At 62.0% G+C, this 22884-nt stretch carries 21 protein-coding genes and 3 tRNA genes; 10 read left to right on the top strand and 14 right to left on the bottom strand.

Annotated elements, in window-relative coordinates; translation table 11 throughout:
- Positions 1-46: 46 nt before the first annotated feature.
- Positions 47-661: a helix-turn-helix domain-containing protein gene (locus tag ABF859_RS07710; RefSeq protein ID WP_415527188.1), complete on the top strand. Its 615-nt coding sequence runs from the start codon at positions 47-49 to the stop codon at positions 659-661.
- 3 nt (positions 662-664) lie between these two features.
- Here ABF859_RS07710 and ABF859_RS07705 read toward each other — a convergent pair whose 3' ends face one another.
- A complete protein-coding gene (locus ABF859_RS07705; protein ID WP_415527282.1) occupies positions 665-1327 on the bottom strand; it encodes a protein tyrosine phosphatase in 663 nt (220 codons plus the stop codon).
- A gap of 177 nt (positions 1328-1504) precedes the next feature.
- Between ABF859_RS07705 and ABF859_RS07700 the strand changes: the two genes are divergently transcribed.
- Together ABF859_RS07700 and ABF859_RS07695 are read left to right on the top strand one after the other, a co-directional pair.
- Positions 1505-1807: a hypothetical protein gene (locus ABF859_RS07700; RefSeq protein ID WP_415527187.1), complete on the top strand. Its 303-nt coding sequence runs from the start codon at positions 1505-1507 to the stop codon at positions 1805-1807.
- 100 nt (positions 1808-1907) lie between these two features.
- Complete coding sequence (locus ABF859_RS07695) at positions 1908-3470, top strand: methyl-accepting chemotaxis protein (RefSeq protein ID WP_415527186.1); 1563 nt, start codon at positions 1908-1910, stop codon at positions 3468-3470.
- A 15-nt stretch (positions 3471-3485) separates the two neighbouring features.
- Here the strand turns inward: ABF859_RS07695 and ABF859_RS07690 are convergent, their stop codons facing one another.
- Genes ABF859_RS07690 through ABF859_RS07680 form a run of 3 tightly spaced genes read right to left on the bottom strand, consistent with a single transcriptional unit; the run spans position 3486 to position 5315 of the window.
- Positions 3486-3665 carry a Trm112 family protein gene (locus ABF859_RS07690; protein ID WP_011252335.1) on the bottom strand — a complete coding sequence of 60 codons (180 nt, stop codon included), beginning with the start codon at positions 3663-3665 and terminating at the stop codon, positions 3486-3488.
- 2 nt (positions 3666-3667) lie between these two features.
- On the bottom strand, positions 3668-4342 hold the full coding sequence (locus ABF859_RS07685) for an LON peptidase substrate-binding domain-containing protein (RefSeq protein ID WP_415527185.1): 675 nt from the start codon (positions 4340-4342) through the stop codon (positions 3668-3670).
- 4 nt (positions 4343-4346) lie between these two features.
- The gene (locus ABF859_RS07680; protein WP_415527184.1) at positions 4347-5315 is read right to left on the bottom strand and encodes a tetratricopeptide repeat protein; all 969 of its coding nucleotides are present in this window, start codon (positions 5313-5315) and stop codon (positions 4347-4349) included.
- A 171-nt stretch (positions 5316-5486) separates the two neighbouring features.
- Between ABF859_RS07680 and ABF859_RS07675 the strand changes: the two genes are divergently transcribed.
- Positions 5487-5561: transfer RNA gene (locus ABF859_RS07675), tRNA-Gly, on the top strand.
- Between the two features lie 149 nt (positions 5562-5710).
- A tRNA-Gly gene (locus ABF859_RS07670) sits at positions 5711-5785 on the top strand.
- Between the two features lie 164 nt (positions 5786-5949).
- Here the strand turns inward: ABF859_RS07670 and ABF859_RS07665 are convergent.
- From ABF859_RS07665 to ABF859_RS07650, 4 genes are all read right to left on the bottom strand, one after another.
- On the bottom strand, positions 5950-7557 hold the full coding sequence (locus ABF859_RS07665) for a carbohydrate porin (protein ID WP_415527183.1): 1608 nt from the start codon (positions 7555-7557) through the stop codon (positions 5950-5952).
- A 219-nt stretch (positions 7558-7776) separates the two neighbouring features.
- Complete coding sequence (gene ppa / locus ABF859_RS07660; RefSeq protein ID WP_415527182.1) at positions 7777-8298, bottom strand: inorganic diphosphatase; 522 nt, start codon at positions 8296-8298, stop codon at positions 7777-7779.
- Positions 8299-8471: 173 nt separating this feature from the next.
- Positions 8472-8873, bottom strand: a complete 402-nt coding sequence (adhS, locus tag ABF859_RS07655; protein ID WP_215745288.1) for an alcohol dehydrogenase subunit III — start codon at positions 8871-8873, stop codon at positions 8472-8474.
- A 159-nt stretch (positions 8874-9032) separates the two neighbouring features.
- Positions 9033-11201: an FUSC family protein gene (locus ABF859_RS07650; RefSeq protein WP_415527181.1), complete on the bottom strand. Its 2169-nt coding sequence runs from the start codon at positions 11199-11201 to the stop codon at positions 9033-9035.
- A gap of 218 nt (positions 11202-11419) precedes the next feature.
- Between ABF859_RS07650 and ABF859_RS07645 the strand changes: the two genes are divergently transcribed.
- The 3 genes from ABF859_RS07645 to ABF859_RS07635 all read left to right on the top strand — a co-directional run bounded on the left by ABF859_RS07645 (position 11420) and on the right by ABF859_RS07635 (position 13821).
- Positions 11420-11493: transfer RNA gene (locus tag ABF859_RS07645), tRNA-Ile, on the top strand.
- A gap of 76 nt (positions 11494-11569) precedes the next feature.
- Positions 11570-13249 (top strand): energy-dependent translational throttle protein EttA, encoded by a 1680-nt coding sequence (ettA, locus tag ABF859_RS07640; protein ID WP_415527180.1) that lies wholly within the window; start codon positions 11570-11572, stop codon positions 13247-13249.
- A 74-nt stretch (positions 13250-13323) separates the two neighbouring features.
- A complete protein-coding gene (locus ABF859_RS07635) occupies positions 13324-13821 on the top strand; it encodes a GNAT family N-acetyltransferase (protein ID WP_415527179.1) in 498 nt (165 codons plus the stop codon).
- Between the two features lie 12 nt (positions 13822-13833).
- Here the strand turns inward: ABF859_RS07635 and ABF859_RS07630 are convergent, their stop codons facing one another.
- The 3 genes from ABF859_RS07630 to ABF859_RS07620 all read right to left on the bottom strand — a co-directional run bounded on the left by ABF859_RS07630 (position 13834) and on the right by ABF859_RS07620 (position 16933).
- Positions 13834-15417 (bottom strand): hypothetical protein, encoded by a 1584-nt coding sequence (locus ABF859_RS07630; RefSeq protein WP_415527178.1) that lies wholly within the window; start codon positions 15415-15417, stop codon positions 13834-13836.
- A gap of 93 nt (positions 15418-15510) precedes the next feature.
- Entirely contained in the window at positions 15511-16104 is a 594-nt protein-coding gene (locus ABF859_RS07625) for an MlaC/ttg2D family ABC transporter substrate-binding protein (protein WP_415527177.1), read from the bottom strand.
- 10 nt (positions 16105-16114) lie between these two features.
- Positions 16115-16933, bottom strand: coding sequence for a VacJ family lipoprotein (locus tag ABF859_RS07620; RefSeq protein WP_415527176.1), 819 nt, complete (start codon positions 16931-16933; stop codon positions 16115-16117).
- Positions 16934-17249: 316 nt separating this feature from the next.
- Between ABF859_RS07620 and ABF859_RS07615 the strand changes: the two genes are divergently transcribed.
- The gene (locus tag ABF859_RS07615; protein WP_415527175.1) at positions 17250-18410 is read left to right on the top strand and encodes an aldose epimerase family protein; all 1161 of its coding nucleotides are present in this window, start codon (positions 17250-17252) and stop codon (positions 18408-18410) included.
- 75 nt (positions 18411-18485) lie between these two features.
- Here ABF859_RS07615 and cysE read toward each other — a convergent pair whose 3' ends face one another.
- The 3 genes from cysE to ABF859_RS07600 are packed head-to-tail and all read right to left on the bottom strand — an operon-like array spanning position 18486 to position 21217.
- Entirely contained in the window at positions 18486-19268 is a 783-nt protein-coding gene (cysE, locus tag ABF859_RS07610; RefSeq protein ID WP_415527174.1) for a serine O-acetyltransferase, read from the bottom strand.
- Positions 19265-20482: a UbiH/UbiF/VisC/COQ6 family ubiquinone biosynthesis hydroxylase gene (locus ABF859_RS07605; protein ID WP_415527173.1), complete on the bottom strand. Its 1218-nt coding sequence runs from the start codon at positions 20480-20482 to the stop codon at positions 19265-19267. Before ABF859_RS07605 ends, cysE begins: the two co-directional genes overlap by 4 nt.
- A 54-nt stretch (positions 20483-20536) precedes the next feature.
- Entirely contained in the window at positions 20537-21217 is a 681-nt protein-coding gene (locus ABF859_RS07600) for a hypothetical protein (RefSeq protein WP_415527172.1), read from the bottom strand.
- A 343-nt stretch (positions 21218-21560) separates the two neighbouring features.
- On the opposite strand from ABF859_RS07600, the gene ABF859_RS07595 reads away from it, so the two are divergent.
- Positions 21561-22787, top strand: coding sequence for a mechanosensitive ion channel family protein (locus ABF859_RS07595; RefSeq protein WP_415527171.1), 1227 nt, complete (start codon positions 21561-21563; stop codon positions 22785-22787).
- Positions 22788-22884 lie beyond the last annotated feature (97 nt).

Raw genomic sequence — 22884 nt, 5'->3', positions numbered from 1 at the left:
AAGGTTAACATTGACAATCTGTGGTTGTCTTATTAACCATTTAAGCGTGTCAGGAAAAGAACCCTCTCCCACGGATCGCACCCGCCCCGAATCCCGCAGTTCCGCTGCGGCGGGGCCTGTGGATGTCCATGTCGGCAACCGCATCAGGCTGCGTCGTACCCTCATGGGTCTGTCACAGGAAAAACTGGGCGAGGCGCTGGGGCTGACCTTCCAGCAGATCCAGAAATACGAACGTGGCGCGAACCGCGTGGGCGCCAGCCGTCTGTACGATCTGGCGCAGGTTCTGGACGTGCCGATCGGCTTTTTCTTCGATGACATGCATGAACCGCAGGATACCCGTCCGGTCGCGCCGTCCAGCGCGCCCCGGCCGTTTTCCGGTTCCACCCCAACGTTCAATCCAGTCTTCGGGCAGACACCCGCCGCTCAGGCCCCCGTCACGGGGTTTGCCGAAACGCAGTCGGCGTTCGGAGCCCAGTCGCCCCGTCCTGCTGCGCCGTCACCGCGGCTGTTCGATCTGCCGGTAGACGAAGCCGCCCTGTTCAGCCGCCGCGAAACGGTTGATCTGGTCCGCTCCTATTACCGGATCCCGGACCCCGCGATCCGCAAGCGGATGCTGGACCTGATCCGCTCTCTTGGCCCGGCGGACGTCAAGGCGGACTGAGCCTTATTCCCGGCGCAGGATGCTGTCGTTTACGAAAGACGCCAGCTTCCCGGCCTTGAAATCGGCCCGCAGACGGTCCTCGTCATACTCGTCCCGGACCCAGTCCAGAAACGGCAGACGTCCTTCGGCTTCCGTCTGATAGCGCAGGAAAAACGCGTCCAGAATGCCGGTGCGGGAGCGGTTGAAATGCCCGAACCGCCAGTGCAACTGCCCCAGAGCGTCCTGCGCCGTCCCGCCTTCAAACATCAGCACCAGCCCCGAAGCCAGACCAGCCCGGTCCGCGCCGGATTTGCAGTGCATGAGCATGGGGAAGGCGAGCGTCTGGTACATGTCGTAAAAGCGCAGGATACGGTCGCGATGCGGCGCACCGCGGCTCTCGAAAGCCATGTCCAGATGCGTCAGCCCCAGCTTCGCGCTGGCGCCACGGGACAGCGCATCCGATCCGCATTTGCGATGCCCGCGCAGGTTCACGAGCGTCTTCAGATGCAGACGCCGCGTCAGGCTGCGCAGGCGCGAGGGCGTGGGATGGTTGCAGCGCCAGACCTTGCCCGGCACGACGGGTGCCAGATTGGTCCAGCCCAGCCGGAAGATGGAATGGTCCACGAACAGACTGTCCCACCAGGCGCGACGCCGTGTGGCGGGGGACGTGATCCGGCCTTCGAACATGGAGAGTGCATCCTTGCTGGACATGCCGCTCAGGAGGGAGGGGCGGCGGGAAGAACGCGCTGTGTCCCATCCCGCAAAGGGATGCGTCAACCGCTGAAAAGTGCTATACTGCTTCGCATGCGTTTCGTTTCTCCTTTCCTCATGCTGTCGTTTCTCGCCATGACGGGATGCGGGTCCATGTTCAGCGGGCCCGCCCCGGACATGGCGGCCCTCCCGCCGCCAGGTGCGGCGCCCGGTCATCATTCCCACGGCAGCACCCATCACCGTCAGGCCAGTGGCATGTCCTATGCCGATGATGCTCCGGTCATGCCGATGCCGCCGGGTGCGGAAAGTCCTGCGTCGTCCTCGCATGATTCCGGCAGCAGTTCGTCTCCGGGGGGCATGTCCTTCGGTGGTCAGGGCGGCAGCGTCGATATCGCGCCCCACCCCGCGACCCCCGATACCGAAGTCTCCTACGGACAGAACAGCGCGTCCAACTGATCCCGGGCCTGTCGGCTGTTCTTCATGATTGCGTAACTCTTGGTGTGTTACGGGCTTTGCCCTGAACACGCGCCAAATCCACGCTCTGGAGACTCCGATTATGACTGAGCAGGTCAAGGCAGACATTGCCGAGCGGCTGCTGTTTCTTGGCATCGGCGCAGCTGAGAAAGCCCATCTGGCCAGAATCCGCCCTCAGGCGCTGGGGGTGCTCGGGCCTGCGCTGGACCGCTTTTATGGCCGGATTCACAAGACCCCGGCCCTGAACCGCTTTTTTGCCAACGAGCAGCATCGCATCGGTGCGCGCAACCAGCAGGAAAAGCACTGGAAGCGGATTCTTGAAGGTGACTTCGGTCCCGATTACGTCGAGAGCACCCGCGCCATCGGCAATACCCATGCCCGCATCGGCCTCAGGCCGCAGTGGTATGTCGGCGGCTATGCGCTCCTGATCGAGGGCATGGTGACGGATCTGCTTCGCCAGTATTGGCCCCAGCCGCGCCGCAGCATTCTGGACCGCCTCCTGCGACGTCCCGCCAGGGGAACCTCTGCCGAGGAAGCGGCCGCGCAGATCGGCCTGCTGATCCGATGTGGTCTTCTGGACATGGAACTCGGTCTGGAAACCTACACCCAGAATCTGGATGTCCGTGAGCGTTCACGGGCGGAGGGCGAGCGGATCCAAAGCCTTGCGGCTCTTTCGGACGCACTGGCGGAGGCTCTGGACCGGATGGCGGGCGGCGACCTGCTTCAGCAGATCGACCCCTCGCTGGAAAATGGCTCGACCCGAATGAGCGGCGCCTTCCACCGTGCCTGCGAAGGGCTTGGGCAGATCGTGCATGCCGTGCGGGAGACCTCGGGGGCCGTCGAACAGAGGGCCCGCGAAATCAGTGGTTCCACGGAAGACATCACCTGTCGCATCGCCGAACAGGTCGATGCGCTGGCAGCCGTGGCGCGCAACATCACGGAGCTGACCTCCTCGGTCAAGGAAGTCGCCGAGGAGGCCCGTCAGGCCGATACGACCGTGGCCGACTGCTGTCAGGAAACCGAGCAGGGGCGCGATATCGTGGGCAGGACGGTCGAGGCCATGGCCAAGATCTCCTCGTCGTCCAACCGGATCGTCCAGATCATCGGCGTGATCGACGAGATTGCGTTCCAGACCAATCTCCTGGCGCTGAATGCCGGTGTCGAAGCCGCCCATGCCGGTGACGCGGGACGCGGCTTTGCGGTTGTCGCACAGGAAATCCGGGCTCTGGCGCAGCGCTCCGCCACGGCGGCCAAGGAAATCAAATCGCTGATCGCCAGCAGCATGGAAGACGTACAGCGCGGCGTGCAGATGGTAGACGAGACCGGGACGGCGCTGGGGAACATCAGTACCTCCGTCGAGCGTCTGGGAACGGCCGTGGGGCAGATCGCTTCAGGAGCCGAAGCGCAGGCCCAGCGCATCATGGACATCAATGCGAGCACGACCCAGCTCGAAGGCGTGACCAAGAGCAACGCTGCGATCGTTCACCAGACCAGCAGCGCAAGTCAGAAGCTTGTGGGGGATGCCGGCGAACTGACGCGCGTCGTGCGGAATTTCAAGGTCCGTAAAAGCCAGTCCCGCCCGTCACAGCGGGCGCCGGCGGTCCGGAAAACACCGTCCCCGAACAGCACCGAAGAAAAGGTCTGATCCCCCGCGCAGGGATCAGGCGTCGATCTGGCGCGCCTCTTCGGGCAGCATGATCGGAATGCCGTCCCGGATCGGGAAGGCCAGCTTCGCCCGGGGGCTGATGAGTTCCTGGGTCTCGCGGTCATAGGTCAGCGGCCCCTTGGTGACCGGGCAGACCAGAAGGGACAGGAGGCGGGGATCGAGTTCTGTAGTCATGTCTATTCCATGCCTCTCTCAAGCAGATCCAGCAAGAGCCCCGCACGCTCATCCAGCGTCATGGCTTCCAGAAGGGACTGTTTTTCCACCGGCGTGAACGGCACGAGCATCGGCAGGACGACCAGCAGCGTCTCATCGTCCATATCCTCGATCAGCGGCCAGCTCGCTTGGAGATCCCGGGAGTCGAGATAGGTCTTCAGGCCCTCCAGCAGCAGATCGCGGTTGATCGGGCGGGGATCTTCCTCGACGAGGTCGGCTGCGAAGGGGGTGGCGTCTATGATGCCCTCGCGCCAGCCACGATCCGTCTGGGTCTCGCGGATCAGGCGAAAGCGCGAGATGCCAAGGAGGGTTACGGAGAACGTGCCATCCACATGTTCGGTAAATTCCGTGATGCGGCCCAGGGTTCCGGTCCGGTAGAGCAGGGGGTGCTCGTCCGTGTCCGGGTCCATGAGGGGCTGGATCACGCCGATCATCCGGCGTCCGGCCAGCGCATCCTCGAGCAACGCTACATAAGGCGGCTCAAAGACCAGCAGCGGCAGATGTCCACCCGGCAGCAGCAGCGCGCCCGAAAGGGGAAACAGGCCAACACGCGGCGGAATATCGGCGAGCGTCAGTTCCGTCAGCGGTGGGGCGCGCCGGGGAAAGTCGCTGGAGGGGAAGTCGGGCGTTTCGGTCATCGGTTCACGAAAACAGAAGGGAGGAGAGTTTGCGTCGCGCCGCGAGCGTATCAGGATCCGTATGGCCCCAGGCCTCGAAAAATCGCAGAAGCTCCGTTTTTGCCGCGCCGTCGTTCCAGTTCCGGTCCTGACGGAGGATCTCCAGCAGGGTGTTGGCTGCTTCCGCCCGCTGGCCCGCACCATTGAGCGCCGCCGCCAGTTTGAGGCGCAGTTCGAAATCATCCGGTGCCGCGGCGCTCTGCTGACGGAGGGTGTCCAGTTCCGAAGCGGCTTTTGCGCCTTCGTTATGGAGGGCCAGAGCCGCGCGGGCTCCGGTAATCTCGGGATGTGTGTCCAGCTTTGCCGGCACCTGTGCGGAGGCATCTTCGGCGGCCTCGGCCTCCTTCAGGGCGATGAGCGCGCGGATCATGCCGCCCCAGGCTTCGGGGCTTTCAGGTTCGGCCTCCAGAAGCTGTGAGAAAAGGCCGGCTGCCTGATCCGCGTGTCCATCAGCCAGCGCCTGACGGGCGGCTGCAAGGATTTCGGTGGCGGGCATGACGTCGCCGGCAAGTTTGAGGAGAGACTCCACGAATCTGCGGATTTCGCTCTCCGGCTGTGCGCCCTGGAAAAGATCGAGCACCTGACCCTTCCAGAAGGCCACCACGACGGGGATGGACTGAAGGGGCAGTCCCAGTTGTCCAAGCTGTGCGGCGAGGGCCTGATTGGCCTCCACGTCGACCTTGACGAGTCTGACGCGACCAGCCGCGGCGCGAACGACCTTTTCAAGGACAGGTGTGAGCTGTTTGCACGGACCGCACCACGGTGCCCAGAAATCGACGAGAACCGGGATTGTCCGGCTGGCTTCCACCACATCCGCCATGAAACTGGACTGATCGGCGTCAATGATGGTGGCGGTTCCCGTCGCCGGTGCGCCTGCGGGGGACGCTCCTGCGCGAGGCTGGCCGATCAGGTGTTCGTCGAATGTGCTGCTCATGGGGCGGGAACCGTTCGCTGGGAAGAAGAGTTCCCTGAAAGATCGGATGCGGTGGCGCCGTGTGCAAGTCCGCAAGAGGCAGCCAGGGCCGTGGAGAAGGATATTGCACCGGAATTGAAAAATCCCTCTTGCGCGATGGCTCTGATTCGGTCATAAGCCCCTCCACGGAGTGCGGGCGTAGCTCAGGGGTAGAGCACAACCTTGCCAAGGTTGGGGTCGTGGGTTCGAATCCCATCGCCCGCTCCATCGAAAAAAAGGCACCTTTTGGTGCCTTTTTTCGTTTCAGGCAGTCTCTTCGAAAAACCTTCCATTTTCCCCTCCGCAATGTGCTTTCGAGAGTGCGTGTTCCCTCTTGCGTGCCGTTCGGGATTCGGTCATAAGCCCTTCCACGGAGTGCGGGCGTAGCTCAGGGGTAGAGCACAACCTTGCCAAGGTTGGGGTCGTGGGTTCGAATCCCATCGCCCGCTCCAGAAAATTTCCAGAAAAACATAAATCGCAGACTGGCCCTGTTCCGGGCAGGATTTCTGCTGACCGTCCCGGCGCCCTTTCTGGACGCCAGTTCAGCCGCGGTTCTGTCCGCCAGCAATGGCCGGGAAACATCCTGTGGGACGATGTTTCCCGGAGAAGACGGGTCTCAGAAGAACTGGATGTGGCTCTTGAAGCCGAGCATCGCGGCGTCCTTCAGGGCCTTCTGCGCGCCCGGGCGGAAGAAGTACTGGAAATCCGGCGCGAATGTGACGCCGCGCATGACGTGGATACGGTATATCGCTTCCAGCACCTCCCCGAATGTCTGGGGGGTCAGGGATCCGCCCATGAGGGGCATGCCGTACAGTGCCTGAAGCCGTTCCGTCTGGGTGGCGGTTTTGGAGACGCGGACATAGCTGAAATTGATGCCGATCGTATCCAGCGGGCGAGAGGGCCAGAAGCCGCTGTCGAGCAGGCCCGCGAAGTACTGCTGTCCGCGAAGCTGGGTCCGGGGGCTGTTGGCATACATGCCTCCCATCAGGATCAGACCTGCATCGGTATTGCCGCGGACATGATGACGCAGCACCATCTGGTCCGCCAGGGCCCAGGCCGACCAGGAATAGTTCAGTACGCGGGCAGGCAGGCCGCTGATGACGTAAGGCTGCCCGTTCCGGTCGTAGTAATTGTCCTTGTGGGGGGCGTTGTCGAAGGCATAGCCGACCTTGTAGTGGCCCGGCAGCTTGTCCTTGCCGAACAGCGGCTCCCAGCCGGCTTCGACCGGGATGGCCTCACCGTGAATATCCGCGCCATTGAACTTGAAGCCCGTGCGGTACTGCGTGTTGCCGTAGATGCCCGCCTGCGCGAAATACACGCCGGTCTGGATGTAGGTGCTGATGGTCGGGCGTGTGCGCACCCGGAAGGCCCAGCTTGCATCGGGGTAGGACGAATGGGAGAGGTTGTCGGACGAGGCTTTCGGGTTTCCGCAGAACGCATTGTTCTGGAACGTGCAGTAGAGCGGGCTGGATGAAAAATCGTTCAGGAACGGGATACGGCCGCCCGCGAGGTCCACACGACCCTTGGCAATCGTCTCTTCCGCATAGGCGTAGACGAGATGGACGACCACGTTGCCGCCGGCTCCGTAGATTTCGGAGCTCGGGTTGAGGTTGTCGCCGAACATGCGGCTTGCGGGAATGCCGTACCGGCCTACGACAAGCGCATGGGTCGAAAAGCCGCGCACATTGGCGAGCTTTTCCCAGTCGATGTCGTTTTCAAGGCTGTACTGGCCGGCATTGCTGCTGCCCTGGCGCAGGCCATAGCCCGGGGTCGGGCTGGTGATGGCGCCCGAGAACTCGTTGGTCGTATCCATCATGATGGCCACGCCCCGGTCGCGCAGCCAGGTGTTCCAGCCGAACGGATCTGTGAGGATGGCTTCCGGGTGGGGCAGGGGTGGGACCCATTCCTTGCCGAAATAGATCTGGTTCAGCGGCGTGTTGACGCGCTCGCTGGGGAGTTCCGAGTTTTCGGAAGGCCAGACGACCGACGGGATGGTCTGCGGTGGCGCCGTAACCCTGACCTGGGTGATTTTTCCGGCTGGATTATAGATATGGAAAGTCGATCGTGTCCGGTTTGAAGGGACGGATCCGGTGCTGGAAGCTGAGGGAGCCCGTGCGGCCTCATTCTGAGCTGTGGTGCCTGTGGCTCCAAGGCTCTGGGCGATTGCGCAGGACGGAAGAAACGTGGCCAGGCAGAAAGCTGCGTGGAGATGGACTCGAGACAAGCCGCTGATTCCTTGGAAAGCAGGTTAGCAATTCCGAGGTAACATGCATTTAACGCTAAAGATCATAAAATAATGTGACTTGTATCGCAAAACGTCACAAAAAGATGTGATATTGGCAAAAAAGCCCTGCCTCCATAGGGAAGGCAGGGCTTTTAACAGGGAAGTCGTCGCAGTTCCGGTCAGGGTTGGCGCACTGCTCCGGGCCTGCGAGGCAGCTTCTTACTTGGCTGCTGCGAGAGCGGCCATGATGACTTCACCTGCGGCGGCCTTGTCGGCCCAGCCTGTGACCTTAACCCATTTGTTGGGTTCAAGATCCTTGTACCGCTCGAAAAAATGCGTGATCGCCTTCTTCGTGATTTCCGGCAGGTCGTCCACGGAATGGACGTTGGTGAACTGCGGGTGGACTTTGTCGTGCGGGACGCAGATGATCTTTTCGTCCTGCCCGCTCTCATCTTCCATCTTCAGCATGCCGATCGGCCGGGCGCGGATCACGGCGCCCGGAACGACGGCGGAGGGTGTCAGGACAAGGGCATCGGCCGGATCGCCATCGGCGGCCAGCGTGCCCGGGATGAAGCCGTAGGCCGCCGGATAGGCCATCGGCGTGAAGAGGAAGCGGTCTACGACGAGCGCGCCGCTGTCCTTGTCCACTTCGTATTTCACCTGCGAACCCTGCGGGATTTCGATGACGACGTTGATGTCGTTGGGCAGGTCCTTGCCGGGCGAGATCTTGGAAACGTCCATGATGTTCATGTCCTGAACTGTTTGGAGAGGCGGGGATATTACCGGCGCCCGGAGCCTCTGCCCAGAGTGGAAAGGGGAGAACTCCGGTCCGGCGGTCTGAAGCAGTCATAAAAAAGCTCCCCATACCGTCCGGCATGGGGAGCTTTCAAAGGTCTGGTCCCTGCGAGCGGGGCTCAGAGCATCGGCTGGGCAGCCTTGACGGCAGCATGACAGGCGGCACGACGATCGTCTTCGTTCGTATAAGCCACGAGATAGTAGCGCTTGCCATTGCTGTCGAAATAGCCGGCGGTGCCGAGGGCGTAGTCGAAGTTGCCGACCGTCTGCTCGGTTGCCTTGTACTTCTCGCTCAGCCCGTACAGGACGGGATTGCCTTCGTCATAGGATACGTACTGCTGTTCGACGCAGTAGTTCATGATGCCGGCCAGGTTGGTGGGCGAGACGCCCGTGAAGTCCTTGCCAGGCGTACCCTGGACGGCCGGCGGGGGCGGGGGGGACTGTTCCTGTGCCATGGCGGCCTGGGAAGCCAGACCCAGCCCGAGGGCGAGGCCGAGGACGGGCACGATACGACGAAACATCACGGTATCCTTAGTTCTGAAACCCAGTAGGTCTGAAACCCTGATCGTCCGCGGTCACCCGCGGCTGAAAATGCACAATTCCCATGTTTCCCGAAAAAGGGAAGTCTGTTGCAGAACATTTCTTCGTGATCGGTTCGTGAACATTGTGTCAGCTTCGGATCAGCCTGTGGATTCCAGTTCGGCAGACCCGAGCGACGGGTCGAAATACGGACTTCTGGCGTCGAAGAAAATGCGGTTCGTGTCCAGTTCCGTGGCGATGACATCCAGACTGGTCAGGGCCGCGATCAGGACGAAGCGTTCACGGGGATGGGCTTCGTCGCGTTCGCAGGTCCGCAGGCGGAGAATCGCGAGTTTCGTTGCCCGCAGGGTACGGCCGTAATGGCCATGATAGCGCCCGCTGAAATGGCTCATGCGCCCCATGACGAGGGACAGGGCCTGTCTGGCATCGTCGCTCAGTCGGGTGTCACGCCGGATGGCCTGAAGCCGCAGAAGGTTGAGCATGACGCGCATGCCCGACAGGATGCCTGTCAGATAGGCTTGAATCACCGGCGATGGTGTCGAGCCCGAATTGGTCATCAGCCGCACGAAGCGGTCCACGTTGCGTGACACCACGCTGTCCACTGTTTCCTGCGCGCGACCGTCCGCGATGCGGTGCAGGTCCCGCAGGATGTTCTCGCGCATGGTCCAGCGCTGATGGGCGGGATCGTAAGGGAGGAAAACCCGGTACATCCATGATGCGTAGAGCAGGCCCAGCACCAGCGGCAGGGCCGTGTTGAAATAGACGATTTCGTCGGTTTTCGCCTGATTGGACGGGCCGATGAGGATGGGCAGGAACAGGTTGTAGGAGACGGCCGGGAGGGTCAGGGGTGGATAGGCGAAGGCCAGGCCGCCGATCATCATCGCCAGACCGGACCACATGCCCAGCATCTCGAACGTCGTCGATTTGCCCATCAGCGCCAGATTGAGCACGCCTGCCGCCACGACGGCACAGCACGCGCCGCGCAGGAAGGCCTGTGTGGCCAGTGCCGGGCGCTCAAGCGTGGAGAACAGGCTGCACACGATGCAGACGAACATGATGAAGGTCAGTCCGCTGGGCCACGCGGTGCAGATCCAGATCAGCCCGGCGCCGAAGACCGTGACGGAAGAGCGCAGGCTGTTGGTGATGGCCTGCTGCCAGTCGCGGTAGGAGCGGATCGGGGAATGGAAGTGGTCATGGGGTTGCGGATGGCGGCTCGCCTCGAACTGGGTCAGGGCCATGCGGAGTGCATCGATCAGTTCGACCAGCGCCTGCTGGAGCATGCCGTGCCGCAGAACGGCCTCCCGGGCCGTATCGTCGGGCTGGGCCGTGCTGAAGTCGGAGACTACCTTGCGGCGGCACTGACGGCGCATGGTCAGGAGGTCCGACAGGATGGAGGTCATGCTCTCCGTACTTTCCAGCCGGGCCGGAAGGGTCAGGAAGACATTGCGAATGGCCTCGGCCTCGCGGTGAAACATGTCGTCCTGACTGAGAGGCAGGCGCATGAGGGTCGCAAGATCGAGCGCGCGTGCGAGCAGCACGGCGATGTCTGCCAAAGCTGCGCGGGCATGGTCTCCGGCATGGTCGCGGCGGCCGAGTTCGACTTCCGCGAACTCCACCTGATCGCCGAGCGTCGTGATCTGGGTGAAGATGGCCTGTACGTTCTGTAACGCTTCTGCCCGGCCCGCCAGAATGCCGGCGATGGCGGTCAGGGCCGGTTTGAGGGTGTCTTCGAATGTGCTGGTGAGCTGATGGCGCGTCCGTTTTGTCAGGCCGAGCTGGAACAGTCCGGAAATCGAGGCTTCGAGCACGATGCCGAGCAGGATGTAGGTGGCGCGCGACATCGCGATGGCGAAGATGTGGTGCGGGTCGGCAATGCCGTCGAGCGACACGATGGCGTAGGTGAAGCCTGAGGCCCGCATGCCGTGGATGCGGTAGTTCGTCATGGACGCGGGGCCGGGCATGAACGTGCCGATCATGCAGAACGTGCCGATCCCGACCGCCAGCAGGAGGATGAACATCAGTGGCGCCTGCGGGAAGGCCGCGACCAGCGTAATGCCGCTGATGACGCCGACCACCATGCCGAACAGATGCCACTTGGCTTTCGCAAGACTGCGTCCGCGCGTGCCCTGCGCGACCATCCAGACGGTCAGCGCGGCCCATTGCGGACTGCCGAGTTCCATCCACAGGGCGATGCCGAGGGCGAGGAGGGAGGTGCAGGTCGTACGGAGGGCATATCCGGCCATGACCGGATCGGGGGCATAGAGCCATCGCAGTTTGCGGATGAGCGCGACCGGCCCGGCCTGTATCATGTCAGATGGGTACCGCTGTTCAGTTTTGCGGTATGTGCAGGCATCAGACATTCCTTCGGGCAATACGGACCACTGGCGCCATCTCGCAACGGCAGCAAAGGTCGCCTGAACGGCCTTTCAGGAACGGGAAGGCGTGACACACTAACTTAAAAAGACATGTTCCACCATGTCGGCCCTTGCAAAAAGACCCGAGTTGGGCGATTTCGGACTGCACCCGCGCGCCTGTAGCTCAATTGGTTAGAGCCGGCCGCTCATAACGGCTTGGTTGGGGGTTCGAGTCCCTCCGGGCGCACGGTGTGCCGACCTGATTCATGCGGGACAGAGGTTCCGCTTCTTCCCCGCCCACCCGCCGATTGAGGAGACCTCCCATGGCCGCCTACCAGTACGTCTATGTCATGAAGGACCTCACCAAGTCCTATCCGGGTGGGCGTGAAGTCTTCAAGGGCATCACCCTGTCCTTCCTGCCCGGTGTGAAGATCGGTGTCCTTGGTGTGAACGGCGCGGGTAAATCCACGCTGCTCAAGATCATGGCGGGCATCGAGAAGGAATATGGCGGTGAAGCCTGGGCCGCTGAAGGCGCGCGCATCGGCTATCTCGAACAGGAGCCGAAGCTCGATGAGAGCCTGACGGTTGGCGAGAACGTCGCCCAGGGTTTCGGTGAGCTGAAGAAGGCCGTGGACCGCTTCAACGAGATCTCGATGAAGTTCGCGGAGCCGATGTCCGATGACGAGATGACGGCCCTTCTGGCCGAGCAGGCCGATCTTCAGGAAAAGATCGACGCCGGTGACGGCTGGGAGCTGGATCGCAAGCTCGAGATCGCGCTCGACGCCCTGCGCTGCCCGTCCGCCGACAGCCCGGTGACGAACCTGTCCGGTGGTGAGAAGCGCCGCGTGGCCCTGTGCCGCCTGCTGCTCGAAAAGCCCGACATCCTGCTGCTTGATGAGCCGACCAACCATCTCGACGCCGAGAGCGTAAGCTGGCTCGAAAAGACGCTGCGTGACTATCAGGGTACCGTCATGGTCATCACCCATGACCGTTACTTCCTCGACAACGTCACCAACTGGATCCTCGAAATCGAGCGTGGCCGCGGTTATCCGTTCGAAGGCAACTACTCGTCCTGGCTGACCCAGAAGCGCAAGCGTCTGGCTCAGGAAGAGAAGGAAGAAAGCTCCCGCCAGCGTGCCCTCGCGGCCGAGCAGGAGTGGATTTCCAGCTCGCCCAAGGCGCGTCAGGCCAAGAGCAAGGCCCGTATCACGAAGTACGAGGAAATGCTGGCTGCCAATGCCGAGCGTGCGGGTGGTACGGCGGATATCGTCATCACGCCGGGCCCGCGTCTGGGTGGCACGGTCATCGAGGCCGAGAATCTCACCAAGGGCTTTGGCGACCGTCTGCTGATCGACAATCTGAGCTTCAAGCTGCCGCCGGGCGGCATCGTGGGTGTGATCGGGCCGAATGGCGCGGGCAAGTCCACGCTGTTCAAGATGATCACCGGCGACGACAAGCCCGACAGCGGATCGCTCAAGATCGGCGAGACGGTGAAGCTGGGTTACGTGGACCAGTCCCGCAACACGCTCGATGACAACAAGACGGTCTGGGAAGAGATTTCCGGCGGTACGGACGTCATCCAGCTCGGCAAGCGCACGGTTCCGTCCCGCGCCTATGTGGGTGCGTTCAACTTCAAGGGTTCCGACCAGCAGAAGCGCGTGGGCGTCCTGTCCGGTGGTGAGCGTAACCGCGTCCATCTGGCCAAGATGCTCAAGCAGGACAGCAACGTCATTCTGCTCGATGAGCCGACCAACGATCTTGACGTTGATACGCTGCGTGCGCTCGAAGATGCCCTGGCGGAGTTCGCGGGCTGCGCCGTAATCATCACCCATGACCGCTGGTTCCTTGACCGTCTGGCTACGCATATCCTTGCTTTCGAGGGTGACAGCCATGTCGAGTGGTTCGAGGGCAACTTCCAGGACTACGAAGCCGACAAACGCCGCCGTCTGGGCCCGGATGCGACCGAGCCCGGCCGCATCAAGTATCGTCCGCTGGCCCGCTGATCCGGCGTTTTCCCTTCAGCGGACGGGGGATTCCCGTTCGTTGAAGGTCTGTGCTGAAAGCTGGGGGGAGCTGCGTGCTGGGGCGTGAAATCCGTACCGCCCGGCTTGTCCTGACTCCGGTCAACTGGCCGGATCTTGAAGACATGGTGGCGCTCAAGGGGGATGCGGGTGCGTTCGCGCGGATGCTGGGCGGTGTCCGCAACCGCACCGTAACCGAGCAGGAAATGGCGGAGGACGTCAGTTTCTGGGCTAGACGGGGCGTCGGCATCTTTTCGATCCGCGAGAACGGCCGTTTCGTCGGCATTACCGGCGTTCACGAGCGCCCCGACGGGCGCGGCCTCGGGTTGCGCTTTTCCATTTTTCCCTGGGCAGCCGGTCGCGGCATCGCCCGGGAAGCCGCCGCGGCCGCGCTGCGCTATGTGCTGGACTGTGGCGAGAAACGGATCGTCGCCGTCACGCGGGAAGACAATCTCGCCTCCCGCACGGTTCTGGGCAGTCTGGGACTGCGCCAGACCGCGACCTTTGATCGTGATGGCGACACGATGTTTCTGTACGAAATCACGTCTGACTGACGCGGGCGCGGCCTATCGGGGCCGCAGGACATGCAGGGAGGGAAATCCCTCGACCGGTATGTAAAGGGTCGCAAGTTTTTCCCTGATACACGCAAAAAATGGCCGGACGGTCAGGGATGCGGGATCAGTCTCCGGTGTATAGACGATCAGCGGTGGTGGATCTGTCAGCAGGCTCTGGCACAGGTCGTGCGGATAGCCGGGGATGGAATGCCGGGCATAGACCCAGTCCCAAGGAAGATACTCGTAATAGCCGTAAGGGGGCTGACGGTCGGCCATCCAGTAGAACTCCGGCATGTAAGGCAGCATCAGAATGGGCTGTCCTGGGGGGACAAGGGCTCTGACCTTGCGGCTGACAGCGTCATTGATGGGCTGATAGAGCGTATAGGGCGGTCTGTGGGTAGTGTCGCGATAGGTCCAGCCGAAAGGCGTATTGGTGGGCAGGTGACTGCTTCCCCAGAAAGCCAGGACCAGAAGGACGGAGCAGGATAGGGTGATCCCGAAGACAGGCGCCCCACTCTTCCGGCACTGTTCCGCAAACCCGGTGAGGGCCAGACCTGAGAGGGCAAGGGCCATGATCAGGGTCTGCCCGTCCTTGAAGCCCACCGCGGCACGGGCGTTGAGGAGGATGATGCCCGCAAACCCGGCCAGAATGGCGATCTGATTCTTGGTCGGCCTCCGGTAGAGCATCAGGGTGAGTGATCCCGCGAGCAGGAGATGTGCTAGCGTGGGGTAGAACGCTTCTCCCCGGAACGAGGGCAGGAGGGAGTGCAGAAAGGTTCTTGGACCGAAATGGATGAACGGGGCATAGGCGATCTGGTTGAAGAGGATATGGAAGACGACGAAACTTCCAAGATCCGCGAACCGCAGGAACCACAGTCCAAGCAGCAGCACGGCGAACAGTGCGCCTCCTGCAAAGGCGCGGAGTGCGCTGTAGGCGCCCTGTCGGACCAGAAGCCAGACAGCGGACATCACGATCAGGAGCACGCCGGGACCATAGGCATAGGCACAGGCCAGAATCAGGACCAGACAGACGCCTGCAAGCGCTGAAGGCAGAAGTGCAGGTGTGCTGCCAGACCATGCCGGGACCACGAACAGGGCCAGTAATCCGACAGTCAGAAAACCGGCGACCGCATAGAAGCTGACCATGTAAAAAGCGTCCATCAGCCAGTAGGACGCCAGCCCTCCGATAAAGATGGTGCTGGCGAGAAGGCGGTGACGGCGGTCGGACAGGGCGGGTGTGACGGTGATGGAAGCGGCCGCCATGAGGGCCAGCACGGGCAGAAGCAGCCGTGCGCCCTGCGGGAAGTGCCACCCGAAAAGGGCGCCATAGAGCTGCGCCAGCATGAAGATGAGCGGCCCGTGCGAGTCCACATAGGACACGTACAGCCTGCCGCCCTCGTTCAGTATCCGGCCGCCCAGCAGATGGTCGGCCTCGTCGCAGAAGGAGAGAAACCACAGGCCTTTCCAGCAGGCCCATCCAAAAAATATCAGGCAGGCAAGGCTGAAGGTGGCCAGAACGATGTTCTGAAGGATGGGATCGGGGAAAAACCGTGTCCGGAAGGTCTTGATGACTTCTGGAAAGCTCAGGCCTGTCATCCGGTCTTATCCATGACCACTGGATACCAGAACGGACGGCCTTCGGGGGAGAAAGCCGTCCGTTGCAGACATCACAGCCGCGGGGGCAGAGCTTTACTGGTGGTGGCTGAGCTGGCGCTCGAGGGCAGCGTTCAGCGCATCGACGTCGCCGTTATGACGGGCAAGGTAGGAGCTGTAATCGCCGCGCTGGTTCATGCGGAGGCTGGCACCTTCGCCATACATGTCCACGACTTTGGGCGGATTGCCGCCGATGATGAGCTGCATGTTGACTTCCGGCTGGCCCGGGCGGTCGATCAGCGCGTTGACCCGCTCGCCTTCAGGCGTCGTGGTGGTCGTCGTGACGCGGAAGCTCACGCCCTGATAGTTGCCGATCTGGTCCGTGATGGTGTTGACCAGAACCTGATCGAACAGGGAGATGTACTTGTCACGCTGGGTCGGGGTTGCGGTCCGCCAGTACTTGCCGAGGCAGTAGCGGCCGATGCCGGTGATATCGACGTTCTCCTTCAGCAGCGGGAGAACCTCTTTCTTCTTTTCGTCCAGCGACTTGCCCGAGTTGACGACGGCGGCCAGACGGCCTCCGAAGGAGTTCACGAAATCCGTCGCCGTGCTGGCGTGAGCTGCCCCCGTTGCAACGGCGAGGGAGACGACGGCACCCAGAACAGTGCGGCGCGAAAATACGTTGAACATGTCGTTCTCCTCAGTTGTACCAGTCAGGAGTGGTTGCGCGATCATCGCCCTTGATGGTGTCGATCTGGCTCTGACGGTTCTGCTGCCACGCGCTCCGGATGTAGGAGTACGGGTCCAGACTGTCCTGTTCGAGATGGTCGATCTGGTCGATGGAGCTGGCATAGCCTTCCATGGTCCCGGCCACGTTGTAAGCCCAGTTGAACGTTAGCAGATCATAGCCGCGGGGCACATAGTTGATCGGCGTCAGGCCCTGACTGATGCCGTAGCCGATGCCGTCACGGATGTTGGTCGGTCCGACGAACGGCACGAACAGGTACGGGCCGCCTGCCACGCCCCAGGTTCCCAGCGTCAGGCCCGGATCGGTTTCATGCTGCTTGTAGCCGACAAGGCTCGCCACATCGAAGAAACCGGCCACGCCGGCACTCATGTTGATTGCAAAGCGCATGAAGGCGTCTCCGGCGCGGCGCGGCTTGCCCGCGCCGACATCGGAGAAGAACACCGAAGGCTCGCGCCAGGTTTCATTCACGTTTGCAATGGAATGACGCACAGGCTTCGGGACGGCCCAGATCCAGGCCTTGCCAACCGGGCGCAGGACCTTGTGATAGGCCCACATCTGAAGGTTGTACATCTTGCGGTTGGCGGGCTCGTAGGGATCGTTGGCGGCCTTGTAGTCCGCGAGGTCGTCCGGATCCTTCGGAGGCGGGTTCCGCAGTGAGCCGCAGGCGCCGAGCGTCAGCAGGGCAAGGGCACCTGCGAGAGCCCTGCTGTGCCGTGACACACGACGCGAGCGCGTCTTGCGGATATCGTTTGCGTCCTGCCGAAAGTCCATAACCATCCCCAAAATGCCCATCCCGGCCCCGTGCTCACGAAGAAGTCACAGGAAAACGGAAATTTTCATAATCCGTTCCCTGCAGGACTCCATGAACCCCCATGGGCCACACGCCATCCGTCGCGGAAAACTGCGGAGGGGCGTAGTCATAACGTATCCTCCGTTAGCCTGCATCCCTGTATGTCTGCAAATGCTGGCCGTTTGAAGAGGAGATCTGCTTTAACGATCCAGATGCTCTTCCGCCACTTTTCGGGCTTTGACCCCTCAGGGTTTTTGAGACCACTGTGACCTCAACTCAACACCCGGGAGGTTTTCAATGACCAGATTCTTCGGTTCCAGAAGTGCCCTTCTCGCGACTGTCGCGGTACTCTCCGCAAGCGCCGGTGTGGCGCAGGCGCATCCCACCGTTGCAAGTCAGCCCTGGGGCAGCACGCCCGATGGCAAGTCCGTCCGGATCGTAACCCTCAAAAACGGCCTTGGCACGACGGCCCGCGTCATCACCTATGGCGGCATCATCCAGTCGGTCGAGACGCCGGACCGCGCCGGCCATCCGCAGGACATCGTGCTCGGCTTCGACAACCTGAAGGGTTATACGGTCGACAGTGCGAAGGGTGGCCTGTTCTTCGGCGCTATCATCGGTCGTTATGCCAACCGTCTCGCCGGCGGCAGCTTTCCCGTTGAAGGCAAGATCTACCATACGGACGTGACGGCTCCGCCGAACGCGCTGCACGGGGGCAAAAAAGGTTTCGACAAGAACGTCTGGACCATCGAAAAGACCGGCACCAATGCGAAGGGCGCCTATCTGACGCTCAAACTCGTCAGCCCGGACGGCGATCAGGGCTTTCCCGGCAGGCTGACGACGCATGTGACCTACACGCTCGGCACCGACAACGCCCTGTCGCTGCATTATGTCGCCACGACCGATGCGCCGACGGTTCTGAACCTGACGAACCACAGCTACTGGAACCTGAACGGTGAGGGCTCGGGCTCCATCGAGCCGGAAGTCCTCCAAATCAATGCCGATGGCTTCACGCCGACGGACAGCACGTCCATCCCAACGGGCCAGATCGCGCCTGTTGCGGGGACCCCGCTCGATTTCAGCAAGCCGACTGTCATCGGGGACCGTCTGCGCAGCAACGACCCGCAGATGATGTATGCGCGCGGCTATGACATGAACTGGGTCGTCAACGGGCCTTACGGGCAGGCACCGCGTCTGGCGGGCAAGGTCTATGATCCGCGTTCGGGCCGCAGCATGGAGATCCTGACGAACCAGCCGGGGCTGCAGGTCTATACGTCCAACTCGCTGGATGGTGGTTATGCCGGGGTGTCCGGTCATGCCTACCGTCAGGGAGATGCGATCGCGTTCGAGGCCGAGCACTATCCCGACAGCCCGAACCATCCGTCCTTCCCGACGACGGAACTCAAGCCGGGACAGACGTTTGACTACACGACGACGTTCAGGTTCTCGAACCAGTAAGGTCCGGAGCAGGCCGGGGAGCGGGCAATGTCCCGATCCCCGGTTGATAAGGGTTTGCCGGAAAATATTCCGGCGTCAGGCCGGGCGGGGTGTCGTACCGACGATCCTGGCCGGATTTCCCACAGCGGTGGAATGGGCGGGAATATCTTCCAGCACCACCGAGGCTGCCCCGATCCGGGCGTATTCCCCGATAATGAGACGACCCAAGATCTTTGCCCCCGAGCCGATCATGGCGCCACGGCGCACGATGGGGTGACGGTTCCCGGTCAGCTTGCCGGTCCCGCCCAGTGTGACTTCCTGGAACAGTGAGACATCGTCCTCGACGATGCTGGTCTCGCCGATGACGATTCCGCTCCCGTGATCGATGCTCAGGCGCCGCCCGAGCCGGGCTGCGGGATGGATGTCGATGGCGAACAGTTCGTTGATCCGGCTCTGGAAATGATGGGCCAGATGCTGGCGCCCCTGCGTCCAGAGATGATGCGAGATCCGGTAGGCCTGAAGCGCCTGCCATCCCTTGAAGAACAGGAAGGGCGTGACGAGGTCCGGGCAGGCGGGGTCGCGGTCATAGGTCGCCAGAATGTCCGCCGCCGCTGCTTCGGCGATATCGGGATCGGCGTTCAGGATTGAGGCGACGAGACGGGTGATCGTCGTCGCCGGGATGGAGCGGTCCGCGAGTTTCGTGCCCAGCAGGGAGGCCAGTGCGGACGGGAAGTCCGGATGATCGCCGATATTGGTGGAGAAGACATCCTGGATCAGCGGGTCGTGGCAACTGCACGCCTGGGACTGCATGTCCTTCCAGAAGGCAGCGAGATCCGATGTCCGGTCCATGATGGAGGTCTCTTCGGCTGCTGCTGTCATATGCCCATGGCCTTTCGTACGAAGGCCCGGCGCAGGGCGGGGAAACGCTGCACGCCAGCGATGCCGATATCGCGCAGACGGCGCAGGACGGGGTTGTCGTTGCCGAACAGGCGCTCAAGCCCGTCCGTTGCGGCGAGCATGGCCATGTTTCCCGGCCGCGTGCAGCGCTGGTAACGGACCAGAAGCTCACGGCTGCCCATATCCTTACGGGTTCGGTGGGCCTCGATCAGCAGGTCCGCCAGCGAAATTACGTCCCGGAAGCCGATGTTCAGGCCCTGACCCGCGATCGGATGGATGCCGTGTGCGGCGTCACCGGCGAGTGCCAGACGCGGACCGATATAGCTCTGGGCATACTGGGCCGAGAGCGGATAGATCCAGCGGCGTCCTACGGGCGTGATCTTGCCCAGATCCTCATCCGCCATGCGGGCCCTGATCTCGCGTCCGAAGATTTCGTCCGACAGGGCATGAAAACGCTGGGCGCGGCCTTCGCCTTCGGCCCAGACAATGGCGGAGCGGTGCGGATGCTCGGGCGTGCCGGGCATGGGCAGGCGGGCGAACGGACCTTCCGGCAGGAAATGTTCGAGAGCCACGCCATGATGCGGCTTCTCATGTGCGATCGTCGCGACGATGCCGTATTCATTATAGGGAATCTTCGTCAGTCCGATCCGTGCCTGACGACGCAGCGGAGAGCGACGTCCTTCCGCCGCCACGGCCAGCTTGGCCGTTACGGTTTTGCCGGATGCCAGACGGACGGAAACATGATCCGGATGGAACGTGAACGTCCCCAGATCCGGGGCATGGACATCGAGGCTGTCATACTGTTTGAGCGTCTGGTTGATCGCCAGCCGCAGATCCCGCGCCTCGACCATCCAGCCGAAACTCTGGCCTTCCGGTGCGTCTTCGGGGCCAAAATGCAGCGTGAGCGGGGAGGGGGCCTCATGGGGGCGCCCGTCCGCCACCAGGATCTCATGGATCGGCTGGGCCACGTTGGGCAGGTTGTCCCAGATTCCGGCTTCCGCCAGCATCCGGCGGGAGCCTTCCGCAATGGCGTAGGCCCGGCCGTCCAGGGCGGGATCTTCCATGCCGGGCAGGGGGCTGCGGTCGATGAGCAGGACGCGCACGCCCTCTGCCGCCAGACGACACGCCAGCGTGGCGCCCACAGGGCCGGCACCGTTGATGCAGAGGTCGTAATGGGTTTTTTTCATCATGCTCATCTCCTGCCCCTGTCCTACTCCTGCGACGGTTTGAGCGGAAGGGGGTGGTGCGTGCTACGGACCGCAGCGCGCCAGCCGCAGTTCGATCAGTGACAGTGCCGCCTGATGAAATGTCCGCTTGGGATGTTCCTGGCAGTACTGGAACAGATAGGTATGATCTTCCCGGACGAGTTCAGGTGTCAGAGGAAAGGTCATGACCGTTTTCCCGTCCCGGAATCGCATCGAATTCACGGATGTCAGCAGCCCCAGATACCACTGGTAGAACATGGGGCCTTCGGGTGCTTTGGGTGTCTGGATGGCCTGAATGAAACGCTCGCCGGGATTGAAGCCGATCCCGTAGGTTGTCGGACCTGGCGACGGTGGGGGCTCGCCGTCATCGCGGACGACCAGCTTTCCGTTTTCATCCAGTTCATAGCGCTCGCCATTGTCGCCTATGACGATCGCGTTCAGCTTGCGGCTGATCTGGACCATTTTGAGCATCTGGTATTCGTCCGGATACTTGCAGGTAATGTCGCCTCCGCTCCACGAGAAAAACGTCCCATGCGGTGCTTCTTCAGGTTTGGGATGGGCAAGCCATTCGGCATCACAGGACGGGTACTTCCGGGGATCTCCCGAGGGGGCGAAACAGAGTTCTTCATCGCGCCGGATGACGTCAAACCACTCCTCCAGCGTCAGGCTGCGTCCCGGACGCCCTGTCCAGATGGGGTCTCGGGTAATACTGAGGTCATAGCCCATGAATGCTCCTGAAGGCTGAAAACTATAGCGTTAAAGAAAGATGGCGGGATGACTGTTTTTCGAAGTCAATCATGGTCTCGAAATCGTCTCCGACGGGAAAATTTCACTCAGGCTGTCATCGCTGTGCTTTACTGTCACCCTGAGGAAGAGAGTTTTCTTCCGGTAATTTCGTATGACGGGCGCGCAGAAGGGAACAATTCATTCCCGGTGATGTTCTGTCCTGCGTCATCGTGACCGTCCGCGGAAGAAAGGCCTGAGCCTCTGCCGCACATTTTCCTCTCCTGACAGCGTGCGGGGAAGGGACAGACTCTGAATATGCAGGGGAAAGGGAACCGCAGGCCATATGATTGAACATTCCTACGTCGCTTCCATGAGCAGGGTCGGACATCTGCTGGACTGGCTGCCCGCGCCGCTGGGCTCGATCCTGCTGCTGCTGCTCGCGGCAGGGATCGCGCTGCTGTTCAGCCGGGTCATCACCGATGCCCTGCCGCGCCTGCCGGGCCTGCGCCGCATCCAGTTCATTCATGCGATCATCGCGCGGCTGCGGACGACCATCCGCAACTTCCTGATGATCATCGCCGCGAGTGCCGCCCTTCAGGCCACGACCGGTTTTACGGCCCAGACCACGACCTTTCTGGAACAGTCCTTCCTCTGCCTGTTCATTCTCAATCTCGGCTTCGGCATCATCAAGACGTTCCGCCTGCTGACGGACCAGTACCTCAACCGCATCACCAGCAAGGAAAATGCAGACGACATCACGGCGCGCTCCCATCAGACGCAGATCCGCGTCCTGCGTCGCCTGATCGAGATTTCGTTCGGCGTGCTGACGGTCGCGTCCTCGTTGATGGTGTTCCATTCGGTCCAGAAATTCGGTGTCTCGCTGTTTGCGTCCGCCGGTGCGGCCTCCCTGATCGTTGGTCTGTCCGCACGGCCGGCTCTGTCGAACCTGATCGCCGGCATCCAGATCGCCGTGACCCAGCCGATCCGCATGGAGGACATGCTGATCCTGAACGGGGACTGGGCCTGGGTTGAGGAAATCAACGCGACCTATGTCGTCCTGCGGACCTGGGACCGTCGCCGTTACATCGTGCCGATTTCGTACTTCCTTGAAAATCCGTTCCAGAACTGGACGCACAGTTCGCCGTCGCTGATCTGCTCGCTGTTCCTGTGGCTGGACTACCAGACGCCGGTCGAGCGCCTGCGGGAGATGTATTTCGAGGAACTGGCCAAATGTCCGGACTGGGATCAGGACAAGACCTCCATCGGCTGTCAGATCGCGGACAGCAACGCACAGGTCATTTCCATTCGTCTGATCGCGGGGGCGGCCGATGCGAACGGGATGTGGAATCTGGGCTGCGATATCCGCGAACGTCTGCTCGGACGTCTGCGGCGGGAAATGCCGGAATGTCTGCCGCGTGGTCGGACTGCCATCGTTTCCGGCGCGCCGGACCAGAGCCCCTGGCCAGACGATCTGGTCTCACCGCCGGTCAACCGTCCGCAGGATGGTCCCTATCGCGGCCCGGACATGCCGGTCCCGACGTCTCCCGGAGCGATGCCGGGACGTCCGTAAGGAGAGGCGTTTTTGCAACAGCACCCGTTTTCCGCTGGTGTCCCAGCAAAAACGGCATGAACGGACTGCCAATATCATTATGAGACTGGCATGATCT

This window comes from Gluconobacter sp. (assembly GCF_047722525.1).
GTDB lineage: Bacteria > Pseudomonadota > Alphaproteobacteria > Acetobacterales > Acetobacteraceae > Gluconobacter.
The sequence above is the reverse complement of the archived record's forward strand: the minus strand, read 5'-3'. Positions and strand labels throughout refer to the sequence as shown.